11 protein-coding genes, 1 CRISPR repeat array and 1 riboswitch are annotated in these 15,946 nt (G+C 36.0%); of the genes, 6 read left to right on the plus strand and 5 right to left on the minus strand.

The features are described from left to right. Positions 1-43: 43 nt before the first annotated feature. A riboswitch (cobalamin riboswitch) is annotated at positions 44-258 on the minus strand. 141 nt (positions 259-399) lie between these two features. From AC4FQX_RS08020 to AC4FQX_RS08030, 3 genes are read left to right on the plus strand one after another with little or no spacing between them, the layout of a single operon-like run. Next, positions 400-1,542, plus strand: a complete 1,143-nt coding sequence (locus AC4FQX_RS08020) for an ABC transporter substrate-binding protein (RefSeq protein WP_491167168.1) — start codon at positions 400-402, stop codon at positions 1,540-1,542. Position 1,543: 1 nt separating this feature from the next. Continuing rightward, a complete protein-coding gene (locus tag AC4FQX_RS08025) occupies positions 1,544-2,575 on the plus strand; it encodes an iron chelate uptake ABC transporter family permease subunit (RefSeq protein WP_491167169.1) in 1,032 nt (343 codons plus the stop codon). After that, on the plus strand, positions 2,575-3,360 hold the full coding sequence (locus tag AC4FQX_RS08030; protein ID WP_491167170.1) for an ABC transporter ATP-binding protein: 786 nt from the start codon (positions 2,575-2,577) through the stop codon (positions 3,358-3,360). Before AC4FQX_RS08025 ends, AC4FQX_RS08030 begins: the two co-directional genes overlap by 1 nt. Before the next feature lie 7 nt (positions 3,361-3,367). Here the strand turns inward: AC4FQX_RS08030 and AC4FQX_RS08035 are convergent, their stop codons facing one another. The 4 genes from AC4FQX_RS08035 to AC4FQX_RS08050 all read right to left on the minus strand — a co-directional run bounded on the left by AC4FQX_RS08035 (position 3,368) and on the right by AC4FQX_RS08050 (position 6,290). Then, positions 3,368-3,841: a MarR family winged helix-turn-helix transcriptional regulator gene (locus AC4FQX_RS08035; protein WP_491167171.1), complete on the minus strand. Its 474-nt coding sequence runs from the start codon at positions 3,839-3,841 to the stop codon at positions 3,368-3,370. Positions 3,842-3,923: 82 nt separating this feature from the next. Continuing rightward, positions 3,924-4,673: an SDR family NAD(P)-dependent oxidoreductase gene (locus tag AC4FQX_RS08040; RefSeq protein WP_491167172.1), complete on the minus strand. Its 750-nt coding sequence runs from the start codon at positions 4,671-4,673 to the stop codon at positions 3,924-3,926. Positions 4,674-4,944: 271 nt separating this feature from the next. Beyond that, a complete protein-coding gene (locus tag AC4FQX_RS08045) occupies positions 4,945-5,778 on the minus strand; it encodes an FRG domain-containing protein (RefSeq protein ID WP_491167173.1) in 834 nt (277 codons plus the stop codon). A 74-nt stretch (positions 5,779-5,852) separates the two neighbouring features. Beyond that, the gene (locus tag AC4FQX_RS08050; RefSeq protein ID WP_491167174.1) at positions 5,853-6,290 is read right to left on the minus strand and encodes a DUF6526 family protein; all 438 of its coding nucleotides are present in this window, start codon (positions 6,288-6,290) and stop codon (positions 5,853-5,855) included. A 423-nt stretch (positions 6,291-6,713) separates the two neighbouring features. Here AC4FQX_RS08050 and AC4FQX_RS08055 point away from each other — a divergent pair, with 423 nt between their 5' ends. From AC4FQX_RS08055 to cas2, 3 genes are all read left to right on the plus strand, one after another. Further along, positions 6,714-8,138 (plus strand): MATE family efflux transporter, encoded by a 1,425-nt coding sequence (locus AC4FQX_RS08055; protein ID WP_491167175.1) that lies wholly within the window; start codon positions 6,714-6,716, stop codon positions 8,136-8,138. 337 nt (positions 8,139-8,475) lie between these two features. Continuing rightward, entirely contained in the window at positions 8,476-9,375 is a 900-nt protein-coding gene (cas1, locus tag AC4FQX_RS08060; protein WP_491167176.1) for a type II CRISPR-associated endonuclease Cas1, read from the plus strand. After that, the gene (cas2, locus tag AC4FQX_RS08065) at positions 9,351-9,680 is read left to right on the plus strand and encodes a CRISPR-associated endonuclease Cas2 (protein WP_491167177.1); all 330 of its coding nucleotides are present in this window, start codon (positions 9,351-9,353) and stop codon (positions 9,678-9,680) included. The genes cas1 and cas2 overlap by 25 nt, the downstream gene beginning before the upstream one ends. Before the next feature lie 104 nt (positions 9,681-9,784). After that, positions 9,785-12,513: direct repeats of the CRISPR family, unit length 36 nt; unit sequence AATATCGTAATCTCTAATCTTTAATCAAACTACAAC. 43 nt (positions 12,514-12,556) lie between these two features. Here cas2 and cas9 read toward each other — a convergent pair. Beyond that, positions 12,557-15,931, minus strand: a complete 3,375-nt coding sequence (gene cas9, locus AC4FQX_RS08070; RefSeq protein ID WP_491167178.1) for a type II CRISPR RNA-guided endonuclease Cas9 — start codon at positions 15,929-15,931, stop codon at positions 12,557-12,559. Positions 15,932-15,946: the final 15 nt, after the last annotated feature.

Genomic DNA, 15,946 nt, shown 5'->3' on the forward strand with positions numbered 1-15,946 from the left:
AAAGTATGAGAAATCACACTCCAGATTTTTATCCCGAAAATCTGATAATCATATACTTAAGGCAGGTCTCCTGGCTTGCGTCCTGTTTGTTTACCTTCCCGTCAGCAAACTGCTTAACAGTGGTTCAGAGATAACAACAGGCATAATAGCTTACAGTTGCGGGTACAGCTCAGGAATAGTAAATTATATTACGTACCTGATTCCCTTTTCATGTGGTGTATAAAACATACGGCCACAACCTTAATCGAAAGCAAATATACTTGATATGTTGACGATACTGTAATAAAATATGTGAATGCTGTAAAAAAATTCAGCTTTCCTTTTATCTTTGTAATACTCAGTACAATTGTACTGTCAAAAACTGTTTATTGTTGCTAAACAAAATAAAAATCTATTATAATGAAATCTTTTTTAATTAAGATCCTGCTTGTTTCTTCTCTTATTAGCTTTATGGGCTGTAAAAAGGAAAACGGGACAACAACTGTGAAAACGATACAGTCCAACAACACTATTGAGTATGCGAAAGGATTTGAACTCTATCATTATAACGGGTACAGTATTATAAAAGTAACTGGTCCATGGCCTAATGCATCAAAAACCTACTCTTACATATTAAAGGAAAAAAACGGTATTATTCCGGACAGTTTACAATCGTTTCCGGTTATTTCTATTCCGGTTCGGTCTATTGTAGTAACCTCAACTACTCATATTCCTGCACTGGAAATGCTTGGGGTTGAGAATACTCTGGTCGGTTTTCCTTTTACGGAGTATATCTCTTCTGAAACTACTCGCAGACATATCGATGCCGGTAAGGTAAAGGAAGTGGGGAGCAATGAAAGTCTAAACACTGAGGTTCTGATTGATCTGGCTCCGGAAGTAATTGTGGGACATGGAATTGATGATAAAAACCCGGTTCTTGATAATCTGCAGAAAAGTGGATTAAAGGTAATGCTGAATGGGGACTGGAACGAACAGACACCGCTTGGAAAAGCGGAATGGATCAAATTCTTCGGCGCTTTATACGGAATGGATCGGAAAGCGGATTCTCTCTTTTTGAATATTGTAACGGAATATAAAGCGGCACAGGAACTGGCAAAAAAAGCAACTGTAAAACCAACTGTTTTTAGTGGTGCTATGTATAAAGATCAATGGTATCTTCCGGGGGGTAAAAGTTGGGTCGCTACTTTTATTTCGGATGCTCATGCTAATTATCTATGGTCGGAAACTACGGGAACGGGTAGCTTATCTGCTACTTTTGAAACGGTTCTGGATCGTGCACAGGATGCTGAATTTTGGATCGGTGCGGCGCAGTTCTCTTCTCTGGATGAAATGGCAAAAAGCAATCCTCATTATACTCAGTTCGCTGCTTTTAAAAATAAAAGGGTATATTCGTCTACTATTAAAAAAGGTGCTACGGGAGGTGTTCTTTATTTTGAATTGTCTCCTACCCGCCCCGATATTGTTCTGAAAGATATTATTAAAATTATTCATCCGGAACTGTTATCGAATCATGAGCTTTTTTTCTTTCAAAAATTAGAATAGTTTGCAAAAGACTAATAAATATATTTTACTATTCAGCCTGTTAGTTGTGCTGTTAATTCTGCTGTTCTTTATCAATATCAGCATAGGTTCTGTATCTATTCCTTTGAAAGAGGTTATTACGAGTCTTTCCGGCGGAACGGCAGGTAAAACAACTTGGGAATATATCATTATCAATTACAGATTACCAAAAGCCATAACTGCAATACTCGCAGGGGTGGCATTATCGGTAAGCGGTCTGTTCATGCAGACCTTATTCCGAAATCCTCTTGCGGGTCCTGATGTACTGGGACTTAATTCCGGAGCAAGTCTTGGTGTTGCTTTTGTCGTTATGGGTGCGGGATTCATTCCTTCTTATTTGTCCGGTTTTCTGCTGTCGCCTTATGGAATCGTTATTGCTTCCTGTTTGGGTAGTTTTTTGGTATTACTGGCTGTTCTTGTTGTTTCTCAGAAAATGAGAGATACAATGGCTATTCTGATTATAGGATTAATGTTCGGGAGTTTTACGAGTGCTTTTGTCAGCATTCTTACTTTTTTCAGTACGGCGGAACAATTACAGAAATTCTCATTCTGGGCTCTGGGTAGTTTAGGTAATTTATCCTGGTATGCCATCCGTATCATTACGGCATGTTGTGCAACGGGTATTCTGCTGAGTATTCTTTCTATTAAATCACTGAATGCTCTTTTACTGGGGGAAAATTATGCTAAAAGTCTTGGTGTTAATTTTAAAAAGGCGCGCTTATTAATCATACTGGCAACAACTATTCTTACGGGAAGTGTTACTGCTTTTATTGGACCTGTTGCTTTTATCGGTCTTACGATTCCACATATTACAAAACTGGTATTTCAGACTAGTAATCATAATGTTCTGTTCTGGGGTACTCTTTTATTCGGACCTGTAATATTGTTATTCTGTGATATTGTGGCACAAATGCCGGGAACGGATTTCACTTTACCTATTAATGCGATCACGTCTGTTATTGGTGCGCCAATAGTAATTTGGTTATTGGTAGGCAAACGCAAAAAAGTACTGTAATGAAAGTAACGAAAATACTACTGGAAGTAAAAAACATAAGTATCGGCTATCGTTCTAAAAAAAAGAATACTGTTATAGCTGATGCTGTTACTATAACGCTGGAAACGGGAAAACTAATTGCTCTTGTGGGAGCAAACGGAATCGGGAAATCTACTTTATTAAAAACAATCACAGGGATCCAGAAACCGATCTCTGGTGATGTATTACTGCTCAATAAAAGCATTTACACCTATAATACAGAAATACTGGCGCAACATCTGAGTATTGTCCTTACGGAAAAACTACCTCCGAGTACTCTTTCAGTTTATGAATTAGTGGCGCTCGGACGTCAGCCATATACAAACTGGCTGGGTTCTCTGACAGATGAAGATCGTAAAAAAATAAATCAGGCAATGGAACTGACCGGAATCACTTCTTTAGCTGATAAAAGACATTATGAGATCAGCGATGGACAATTACAAAAAGTACTGATCGCACGCGCTCTTGCACAAGATACTCCTCTGATTATTCTGGATGAACCTACAACACATCTGGATCTGTTGCACAAAGTGGCTTTATTAAAATTACTGAAATCGCTTACTCAAGAAACTGAAAAATGTATCTTGTTTTCAACGCATGATATTGATATGGCAATACAGCTTTGTGATGAAATGATCATCATGACACCGAATCACTTTATTCAGGACAGCCCCTGTAAACTGATCGAAAATGGCACTTTTAATACTATTTTTAAAGATGAACACATTTCTTTTGATGCAGAAAAAGGGAAGTTTGTTATTCGTTAATTCTTGGTTACTGGTTGGTAGTTGTTGGTTCTTGGTTACTATTTTTGATTTTCTTTAATAAATAACTAATCTGTTCTACTTCTTGGTCTGTTAGCCCACCATATACCTGTTGATCCAGAATATTCAGTTTTTTACTGACCTGATCCAAAAGAAGTGCTCCTTCTTCTGTAATAGAAACAGCAATAAGACGCTTATCAGATGCTGCTGTTTCTTTTATAACCAGTTTTTTAAGAATTAAACGATCTACCAGACGGGAAACTCCTGCATTCTTTTCACTCATCTGTGCTAGTATATCAGAAGTTGATAGGGCTCTATGGTTTTCTTCCAGTATCTTTAAAACATTATACTGCTGAGAAGTCAGTCCGTATTCGGCAAAAAACAACTGAGACTGAGTATAAGCCCAGTTAAAAGTTTCAAGTAAATTCAAACCTAATTCTCTCCTTATGGAAGAGGTCGTATTTATATTTTTGTCGGCAGCCATAATTATATCTGTAAAAGAAATATAAAAAAGAAGAGAAGTAAATATCTCTTCTTTTTCTCCTAAATTCTTTTCAAAAATACTATTATTGGATCAAATATCCACCATCTATCGGCAAATAGGCCCCTGTACAATAACTTGCGTCATCGGAAGCCAGAAAAAGAAATACTTTTGCAATCTCTTCCGGTTTTCCGAGACGTTTCATTGCGGTTTTTGACTTTAAGTATTCGGCTGCTCCGGATCCTGCATTATCCATTAATATGGGAGTTTCAATATATCCGGGACCAATAATGTTAACACGAATATTTTCTGTTCCATTTTCCAAAGCTGCTGCTTTTGTCAAACCAACTACTCCGTGTTTTGATGAAACATAGGAAGCAATTCCCATATCTGCCACCTGACTCATAACGGAACCGATATTCACTATAGAACCGCCTCCTTGTTTACGCATCTGTGCAATCTGGTATTTCATACCGTAAAATACACCATTCAGATTAATGGAGGTTACTTTATGCCATTCTTCAAGTGTTTTTTCATTGATCGGTTTTAAACTGGTGTCGACCACACCTGCATTATTAAGGGCTACATCAAGTCTGCCAAAAATTTTTACGGTTTCGTTTACTGCATGTTCTACTTCTTCAGGTTTAGAAACATCGCATTTTACAAAAGCGGCTTTTCCTCCTGCTTTTATTATTTCTTCTACCACTTGGGAAGTTTCACTCAAATCTGCAATCATTACTGCTGCTCCTTCTTTTGCAATGGCAATGGCTGAAGCTTTTCCTATTCCTGAATTACCTCCTGTAATAAAGGCTACTTTATTTTCAAAACGTTTCATATTCATTATTTTTCAGATTAATAATCAAAGTTAATGATTAATCATTGATGTCTAGTCAATAAACAGTTAAATAAAACACAAAGCCAGGAACTCTTCTTTTAACTACAGACTTAAAAAACATAACATAATGATAATAAATAACATATAACAATTAAAAATAAAGCACTTTAAAACAGATCAACAATCCTATTTTAAAAAACAAACCACATAAAAATACCTTCTGAAATCTTTATATGGTTCTATTTAATTGGTTCGTATTGCAAAAAGTAGCTTAACTATAGAGTTTTTTCAAATATTTTGCCTGATTTTCAAGTTCTGGAAATAAAGTGGCTTCACTGATCCCTAGAATATCAAGTTCTTTTAATATTGCATTTTTAGTATCATTGACCACTTCCAGATCAATATCTTGTGGTCCGGAATTTAATATCCATTCTTCCGGTATATGTGCCGGACGGGTTTTGATCTTATCAATTCCAAAGATCAGAAATGCACCGCTTTGTTTAATGATTCTGCTGTTACTTTGTTTTACTTTTACAGCCACTACTCTTTCGATATCTGCCGGATCTATCATCGGCTGAAAATACGATTTCTCTTCTTTGATCTCATACAGTAACGAAGAGATTGCTTTCTCTTTATTAAATTCTTCCGATTCCAGCCTGTAACTGTTCTCTATCGAAAATTCAGTATTTCTTTTTGCAATATTGGAAATAATAGATACAGTATCACTGTCATAATACTTTACATCTCTTTTTGGTATTTTGAACACTAATACTTTTCCGTCCTGTTTTCCGCGTTCATAACAGGCAAAGAACAAAGCAACCAGCGGATTGCTTGTCAGATCCAGTAATCGAGTCGGCAAACCGTAATGCTGCATTTTTACTAATTTTTCCAGTGTGCTTCTTTCATCGAGAAAATCATGAGGTGTTCTTACAATGAACTCTTTAAAAATTTCGTGTTCATAGCTTATTGTTTTTTCATTTCGATAAATACTGGGAAGCAGATTATAATTTTTATCTGAATGACCCCTAAAATAAATTTCATGATTTTTATTTCTGGAAACCTTTTGTAATTCACTGATAAAATCTGCTATACTACTAATAGCCATATTTTTACTTTTTTATTCTGTCATTAAAAAGAAAATGATGTTTTTATTTCTGTTCCTGCAAAAACCATAATGGTCTAAATACGATGATAATCGGGCTTCCAGTCCTTAATTGCTTTTTTGACTGCATTACCGGAAAGACCTTCGTCAATTGCTCTTTTTACCAGTCCGGGTAATTCTTTATCTGAAGCAAAACGCAATGCAAATAACTGTGCATGGGAAAGCTGATCTTCAATCAGTTCCAGTCGTTCCTGCGTAAGTACATAATACCTGAAACGAAGCTCCGATCGGATAATCCGGTCCTGGAGTAGTATGGCATAATGCTGACGGAGCATGAACGATAACCAGATGATCACTATAAGAATGATACTTATAAAAATCCAAACCATTGACTGTGCTTCGTCTTTAAAACTATAATAAATACTGAATCCCAGTAAAACCAACATTACGGGATAAAAAATAAAATGATGCGGAGGATAAAACTGAATGTGATTCTTGTAATTCTGTGTTTTCATAATAGTTATTTTTAGTCGGATGTCAAATGTCGAAATTAGTAAACTGTATTCAGTATTCAAAAAAACTTTTCTTCTTTGCGCTTTTCGAGCAGCTATTTTGCAAATTTTACGGTTTATACCTGCTCTGCAAAAATTATTAATTATCCATTTAAAAAGACCACCCCGTCCTCCGGACACCCCTCCAAAGGAGGGGAAACGATATCAACTTTTCATATTTTACAAAAAACATCTTACAAAATTTATCGATTATACGATTCTAGGAATTGTAAAAAAATACTATCTTTGTTCTTCAAAATTCAAAACGATGTATGCAATTGTGGTTTTCATCTAACGAAAACAAATTATTTTAATACGCATTTCTAAAGACAAACTGTCGTCTCAGATGGTATTTGTCCATTCGTTTATCTCTTTTATATTTTATTTATGACACAATCAAAACCAGCCCAAAATAGGTTTTTACGTATTTTTACTATTATAAAACAGTCTTTACGCGGTGAAGACATTGATTATACTTCAGGAAGCATTCGTCTTTCTGTTCTTTTATTAGCAATACCGATGATGCTGGAAATGGCAATGGAATCGGTATTTGCTTTAGTTGATCTTTATTTTGTAGGGCATCTGGAGCACAGCAGTTATGCGATACAGACGGTAGGACTCACAGAATCGGTACTGACGATTATGTATGCTTTTGATATCGGTATCAGTATGGCTGCAACGGCGCTTGTTGCCCGACGTATCGGTGAGAAAAATCCTGTTGCGGCGGCAAAAGCGGGGATGCAGGCGATTATTATTTCACTGGTTATTACTTTCGGATTCAGTATTGCCGGATTTATCTATGCTACTGAAATATTACAATTAATGGGGGCTTCTCTTGAAGCTGCGGAACACGGAACTGCATTTATGCAGATTATGATGGGTGGTAGTTTTATTATTATGCTGTTGTTCCTGATTAACGGTATTTTCAGAGGGGTGGGAAATGCGGCTATTGCAATGAAAAGTTTATGGATCGCTAATATTATTAATATTATCCTCTGCCCGATTTTCATTAATGGCTTTGGACCTGTTCCTGCTATGGGGCTTACGGGTGCTGCGGTTGCGACTACCATTGGTCGTGGTTCGGGTGTGATCTATCAGCTGTGGAACTTATTTAACGGAAAAGGGATTTTAAAAATAGTCCTTTCTTATTTTATACCGGACTGGAAACAAATGAAAGCTATTATTGCTATTGCTGCTCCTGCTGTGGTGCAGTTTATGATCGCTTCATGCAGCTGGGTCTTTCTGGCGCAACTAGTCGCAACAACGGGAGGTGATAACGGTTCTGCGGGCTATCAGACGGCACTGCGACTAATGATGTTCTTTTTACTGCCTGCCTGGGGATTAAGTAATGCTGCGGCTACATTAGTGGGACAGAATCTGGGTGCAAAACGGGTAGACCGTGCTGAGGAAGCGGTACTGAAAACGGCTAAATATAATGCTATATTTATGTTTTGTGTTTCGCTGATCTCTCTTCTGGGAGCGGAGGTACTGGTTTCTTTCTTTACAAATGATATTCATGTTCAGGAAGTTGCGGTTCGTGCAGTTCGTATTCTGGCGACGGGTTATGTGTTCTATGGTATCGGAATGGTAATGATCGCTTCTCTAAATGGTGCGGGGGATACTAAAACGCCTACCTGGATTAATTTCTTTGGTTTCTGGATGTTTCAGATTCCGTTAGCGTATCTACTGGCAAAATATTTTAAAATGGGCCCTGATGGTGTGTTTATTGCTATTCCGGTTGCGGAAACGGCTATTTCAATTGCGGGATATGTATTGTTTAAAAGGGGACGCTGGAAAACGGTAAAAATATAACATACATCTTTCGGGAATCGAAACAATAAAGATTCTCTTATTCTACAGAGGGTTACCGAAGAACGGAAATAATAAACCCTTAATGGAATAGAAAAAAAGTGAAAAAAAATTATTTTACATAGAATATGTTCTATATTTGTAATTATCTGTTATACCTATATTTTATTTTTAAAATGTAGATTATTTATTTTTTTAGGGTAGAGATAGCAATATTTCTGCCCTTTTTTTATTTATAGAATATATCTTATAAAAACATCTGATCTCTATTACGGTTTTCCTCTTTTTCTATTCCTGTTTATTTCTTTTCTTTAATACAATACACCAAAAAACAAAGATTATGATTAAAAGAACACTTCTTGTAGAAAATAAAACAAGTATTACCTGTAAAAACAACCAGCTGATACTGCGCTCTGAAAGTGGAGAACGTACGGTTCCTATTGAAGATACGGGTTATTTAGTACTGGACCATCCGGAAATTTATCTGAGTATTCCGGCTATGAATGCACTGGTCGAAAACAATACAGCGGTTATTATCTGTACTACGGGGCATCTGCCCTCAGGTATGTTCCTGAACCTCAACGGACATTACATACAGCAGGAACTTTTTAAAAACCAAATTGAAGCTTCTGCTCCTTTAAAGAAAAACTTATGGCAACAGACTGTTATTGAAAAAATAAAGAATCAGGGGGAACTACTCGGCAGAATCCGACAGGAAAAGAACCATTTTGACTATCTGGCAAGTAAGGTACTGAGTGGGGATACAACGAATATGGAAGGGGTTGCGGCACAACATTACTGGAAATTCTTTTTTGAAACGAATTTTAAACGGGAACGTTTTGGTAACTATCCTAATAATTTTCTGAATTACGGTTATGCGATCCTGAGAGCGGCAACGGCAAGGGCTTTATCGGGAAGCGGATTACTGAATACATTAGGGATTCATCATCGGAACAAATACAATGCTTTTGCTCTGGCGGATGATATTATGGAGCCTTTCCGACCGATCATTGATGAAAAGGTGTATCATATCCTGCAAAACTATGAGGAACAGGAACTGACTACGGCTATTAAAGCGGAATTACTACAGACTTTAACGCAAACGGTTTATTTTAAAACCGAGAAAAGTCCGCTGATGGTAGGACTGCAAAAAACAGCGTCTTCTTTACAGCAGTGTTATACGGGTACTCGAAAGAAAATAAAATATCCTAAATTATGGAATTCAATGCCTATCGAATAATGTGGTTGTTTGTATTCTTTGATCTGCCTACAGAAACGAAAAAAGATCGAAAAAATGCTTCAGGGTTTCGGACGAGTCTGCTGAAAGATGGTTTTACGATGATGCAGTATTCGGTTTATACTCGCCATTGTGCCAGTAGCGAAAGCGCTGATGTTCATGAAAAACGAATTCATAAACTGTTACCGCCCATGGGAAAGGTAAGTATACTGCGAATTACGGATAAACAGTTTGGTAATATTATGAACTTCTGGGGGAAAACGGAAGTTGGGAATGAACCAATACCGATGCAACTGGAACTGTTCTAAATGAAAAAATGCCTCAAATACAGCGTTTCTTACTGTAAAAGAGGCATTTTTATTTACGATATTCTCTACTAATCTTATGATATTCAGAAGCTAACAGCACAACTAATATCGTAATCTCTAATCTTTAATCAAACTACAACACGGTTTGTAATTTCCTTTTACCGTTTGCCAATATCGTAATCTCTAATCTTTAATCAAACTACAACGCAACTAACAAACTCATTGTCTGGAACAAAATATCGTAATCTCTAATCTTTAATCAAACTACAACGATTCCAAAGGACAGGACGAATCTATCATAATATCGTAATCTCTAATCTTTAATCAAACTACAACTACACGGATTTATCTTATCAACGTCGATGTAATATCGTAATCTCTAATCTTTAATCAAACTACAACGAATAGATTCCACCGATCAAGATTCTATCAAATATCGTAATCTCTAATCTTTAATCAAACTACAACACAACTAACAAACTCATTGTCTGGAACAACAATATCGTAATCTCTAATCTTTAATCAAACTACAACCAGCTGGCAGTTTTTTTATATGTGATATAAATATCGTAATCTCTAATCTTTAATCAAACTACAACTAGCAGGGGTTATTTACTAGGCACAGCTGCAATATCGTAATCTCTAATCTTTAATCAAACTACAACAATCGGCTAGTATAGATAATTCAGCAGATAATATCGTAATCTCTAATCTTTAATCAAACTACAACTAAGATGTAGAGCTAAATTAAATAAACTAAATATCGTAATCTCTAATCTTTAATCAAACTACAACACGAGATCCCTGATATGCAAGAGCTATAATAATATCGTAATCTCTAATCTTTAATCAAACTACAACTACGTCGCTGAATTCGTCAAAGCGGTGTCCAATATCGTAATCTCTAATCTTTAATCAAACTACAACTGTTAACGAAAAATCAAAAAAGTTTATAGAATATCGTAATCTCTAATCTTTAATCAAACTACAACTCGTCCTTGATCCTGCCATTATTATAGTTAATATCGTAATCTCTAATCTTTAATCAAACTACAACTGATACATAGGTCTATCGGCGGAGACGGACAATATCGTAATCTCTAATCTTTAATCAAACTACAACTGTAAGAGAAAAGACATTTTTACATGCTATAATATCGTAATCTCTAATCTTTAATCAAACTACAACTGAGTCGCTTACATTCCATTTAAAAGAGTAATATCGTAATCTCTAATCTTTAATCAAACTACAACTAAAGGGACTGAAAGACAAGGGGTTGTATAATATCGTAATCTCTAATCTTTAATCAAACTACAACTCTTTTCGCCAGATACATTAACTCCCGTCTAATATCGTAATCTCTAATCTTTAATCAAACTACAACTACGTCGCTGAATTTGTCAAAGCCGCGTCAAATATCGTAATCTCTAATCTTTAATCAAACTACAACAACCCGCCCACAAAGAATCACTGGTTATATAATATCGTAATCTCTAATCTTTAATCAAACTACAACGGGATAACGTTGCGTTTCGCGCGAATCAACAATATCGTAATCTCTAATCTTTAATCAAACTACAACAATCCACCCACAAAGAATCACTGGTTATATAATATCGTAATCTCTAATCTTTAATCAAACTACAACAACACATTCAGGACAACGACCACAAGGAACAATATCGTAATCTCTAATCTTTAATCAAACTACAACGAACATCAAAGCGGAATATGATAAGTTATTAATATCGTAATCTCTAATCTTTAATCAAACTACAACGAGTCCTATTTCTACAATATGATGTAGAGTAATATCGTAATCTCTAATCTTTAATCAAACTACAACACAACGGATCCTAATGCATTAAATCGATACAATATCGTAATCTCTAATCTTTAATCAAACTACAACTGGGAGTCGTTTATGGATCTCATGTTACAAATATCGTAATCTCTAATCTTTAATCAAACTACAACTATAGGATTTTACATATACTCTTCATCTGAAATATCGTAATCTCTAATCTTTAATCAAACTACAACATAATTTGAGCAGTTTTGCCATTCTACTCTAATATCGTAATCTCTAATCTTTAATCAAACTACAACTACAGCTTTCTCAAAAGCATAAGATGCCCAATATCGTAATCTCTAATCTTTAATCAAACTACAACAGGTGAATTTATCGGGAAATTCAAGACACAAATATCGTAACTTCTAATCTTTAATCAAACTACAACTTAAATCAATGTGACTGTACGAAATTGCCAAATATCGTAACTTCTAATCTTTAATCAAACTACAACTTATTGTTAAACAAAGCTCAACATCTTTGAATATCGTAACTTCTAATCTTTAATCAAACTACAACAGGATTAGCATTGTCTAAAATAGGAACACCAATATCGTAACTTCTAATCTTTAATCAAACTACAACTACAGCAACCGAATCATTTATAAATAAATCAATATCGTAACTTCTAATCTTTAATCAAACTACAACACCATTCTAAAAGAATGTGGAATGTTTAAAAATATCGTAACTTCTAATCTTTAATCAAACTACAACTACGTAACTTGCATTTACGCCCAAACTAATAATATCGTAACTTCTAATCTTTAATCAAACTACAACAATTTGAATTAGATAGTCTTCAAATTTTTAATATCGTAACTTCTAATCTTTAATCAAACTACAACCGGCGGAATATACATAGGGTGCAATGGAAAAATATCGTAACTTCTAATCTTTAATCAAACTACAACTAAAATTAAATGAAGCAAATGAACCTGAAGAATATCGTAACTTCTAATCTTTAATCAAACTACAACTGAAGCAGCTCTCATTATAAATTTATTATCAATATCGTAACTTCTAATCTTTAAAATTATTTTTTATTATTTTACCAAACGAATTTATCTTAACCTTTATTGGAGTAATTAAACTTAATCCTTTTAAACTTAATCGGTTTTCTTCTTCTTTATTATTAATAGATGAAGCTTTATGAAGTCTAAAGAAATAATCATTACTTGTTAACTTCTGCACTCTATATAAATGTTCCTGTAGCACTTTATGATCCGGATTCTCCCAAGTGATCTCTTCTTCATTAATCCCTAATAAAAAAAGATCATTAATATGTAAAGTAGTTATGATTTCCTTACCGTCCTCAGGTAACTGATAAACAGGCATTCCTTGTCGTTTACGCTCTACTACGGTCCAGAACGTCTCCACTACTTCGTTCAGTGTTCCGGCTGTATCTTTATAGATTAGTACATGATGATTATTTCTCGGATTTACCCACTGGTTGGTCTCTGTTTTTAATTGTTCGGCTCTTCCTATATTTTCTCTCATTCTTACTTTTAATATCGGAACCGGATTTCCGTTTTTATTGGGTAAAAAGAGCTGAGGCTGTTTTATTCCTTCTTGATCGACGATAAAAAAAGTATCGGCAGGAATTTTATCTTTTACAAAACCACCTAACAGATGTACTCGTTTTAAAATCAGTTCCCGAATCACCGGATCGACCACTTTCTCAATCTGTTTTTCGGTGGTTAAGCCGTCTATCGGCTTTCGAACATGAAAGGCTTCTTCACTACAGGGAGCGGTTCGCCTGCCGTAAATCGTTTCTTTATGTAAAGGTCCACGAGCAGCAACACCAATATTTGTATATTCTTTTCCGTTTTTCTTTGTTTTATGTTTTCGAACGGTTATAATGGTATTGACCTGCTTATGAGAAACCAGAATCTGGTCTGTTGCCTGCTCTGCATCAAAACGAAAGGTCGTCCAGGGCAATGGAAAATCTTTCAAATCATAAGTCCGATCATAACGGTTCCATTTTGATAACTCTTGTAAATAGCTTGTTTTACTGCATGCCATTACCAACGCATCAATGGCATGGTGTCGATGATCTTCACGGGACTTAGTAGCATTATCGGTATTGAGGATATGATTCAGCCCCCATTTCTGACGTAGATTAGCGGTCATCTGTCCTGGTGAGACTGCTACATTTTCACATATTTGTACCAGATAATCCTTTGCTTCTTTACTGATATAACGGGTATCGTTTAACTGTCGGGAAGAAAAATCATCATCAAATTTTTGCTGTACAAAGCGTTTGAATTTTGCATATGCATTCGGATAAGCAGGCGTATCGGAAAACAACTTTAAAGCACGTTCTTTCATCGCTGCCCAGTTCGCTTCGTCATCACCATAGAATTCAAAAGGGGTTTTATTTCCTTTTTTTCGGTTCTCATCTGCCCAGCAAAGAGTTTTATTGGAAAAACTATCGTTTAATGAACGACTCCACGGATGAATATGTTCGATCTGGATTTCTCCTGTAAATAATTTTTCAACAGGTATAGTAACTCCGGTATACGGACAAATCTGTCTGCACTCTTCCCATAACTTATATTTTAAAACGGCTTCATGTGTGGGGCGCTGACCATATTCCTGTAATCGCTCTTTTACTCTGTCATTTTCTCGCTCTAATCGCTGTTGGTCTCTTCTAATCTTGTTCCGCTGCGTTTTTGAAACTTTTAGATCCCGTGCCATTTCCACATTAATCTGATCGATCTTTCCATATTCATCAATTAGTTCATTTACCAATTTTCTGATTTCAAACAGAGCGGTAATAACAATCGGATTACGGATATTCTGAATTTCTTTATCTGCTTCTTTCCCTGTCGGCAGTTTTTCCAGCAGTTGTGTTGCAGTGATGGAAGCGGAATGATGATAGAGTTTTTTCAGCTGCTGTTCTGTCAATCCAAATTCTTTTCGCAACAGTTCGCGTATCGTTTCTATAAAGCCTCCTGTTATTTTAAAACGTACAATGGAAGGTACGTTATCCAAAATAAAGGCTTTCTTATCCTCGGGAAGCAACTCCCACTCTTTCCCGAAAGCATTTCGTATTCCTCCCAGAACAACTGCAATATCATATTCAAAACCCAGTTGTAGAAAAGGCAAAATAGAACCAATCGCTTTTCTGCTCAGACTGGAATAACCGTCTTTTAAATTAAAAGAAGCAATTGCCTCTGCCTGATCGGCAGTAAAACCCCAGTATTTCAGTGCATATTCTGCTACTTTTTCTTTACTATCAAAGAAATAAAGGATGTGCCAGATATCTTCCTGTTCTTTTTCGGTAAGAGAGAACCATTTGTTACCAAAGAATTTTTTATTAGATAAATTTGAAATAGTATAGGTTCCTACTATCTTATCGACATCTTTATAATTGAATTTATACTGTGCTTCTGTTTTCCCTATTGCTTTACGCAATTCTTTAAACGTTGGTTTTTCTTTCCGGAACAGCATCTCAGCCATTGCTTTTCTTTCGGATTCGTTTAACTTAGTATCATTATATTCAACGGTATTTACCCACTGATATACTCTAAACTGTTCGAAAGGAACGGCACTGAGAGGACATTTGGTTTTTGAAGGTTCAAGGGAACAGTTCCCTACCAGATGTTTCTGGGAACGCAACGGACGCTGATGAAATAAAATACCTTCTTCTGCATAACCATCCTGTTTTCTGCCTCCGAAAAGGGCTTTCAGTTCTTCTGTCAGCACGGAATGGAACTGACACTGTTTGTTCCAGATCAGCTCAAATTCATCTACATACATCTGACGGGTCGTATATCGGTTTCGGATACGTTCTGCTCCGGATACGAAAGGCTGATTCTCTTTTGGATGGATCTGATACAGAAAAGCACCAAGTGTGGTATCCTGTATTTCCTGACGGGTTTGATCAATCCCAATCTTACCTTCTTTCGGATTGCCTTTAAAAATAGCACCGTCATCTTTTCCGGCGCTTCTGCTGTTGCTCAGAAAACCCCTGCGTTGAATGATATGATAAAAAATACGCCCAATTTCTTCCAACGATAATTTTTCGTGTAATGCTCTATACCGTAGTTCATACGGATTAATCGCAAACCACTCCGCTAACTTCGCTGACGGAAAGGCTTTTGTTTTTTTCCAGTCTTCAAAATCGGCTTCGATCATCGGACACATTCCGTTCTCGGAAAGCGCCTTTAATAAGATTTTTTTGCGTAATCGCCTTCTGAAAAACTGTCTTCTTATTCCTCTTGCTCCTGTTCTTCCTGCATTTTTGGAAACTTCGCGATCTCCGTCTCCTAAATTTTCTACGCCCATCGGGAACACTCTGCTGCCCATTCCGATGATCTTCTGTAATCGGTCATCAATCAATGCCCAACCTATGGAATTGGTGCCCAAATCTAATCCTAGTATTCTTGCCATAATCTGTATTTCTAT

The sequence above is a fragment of the Flavobacterium sp. AK-301 genome, assembly GCF_058310215.1.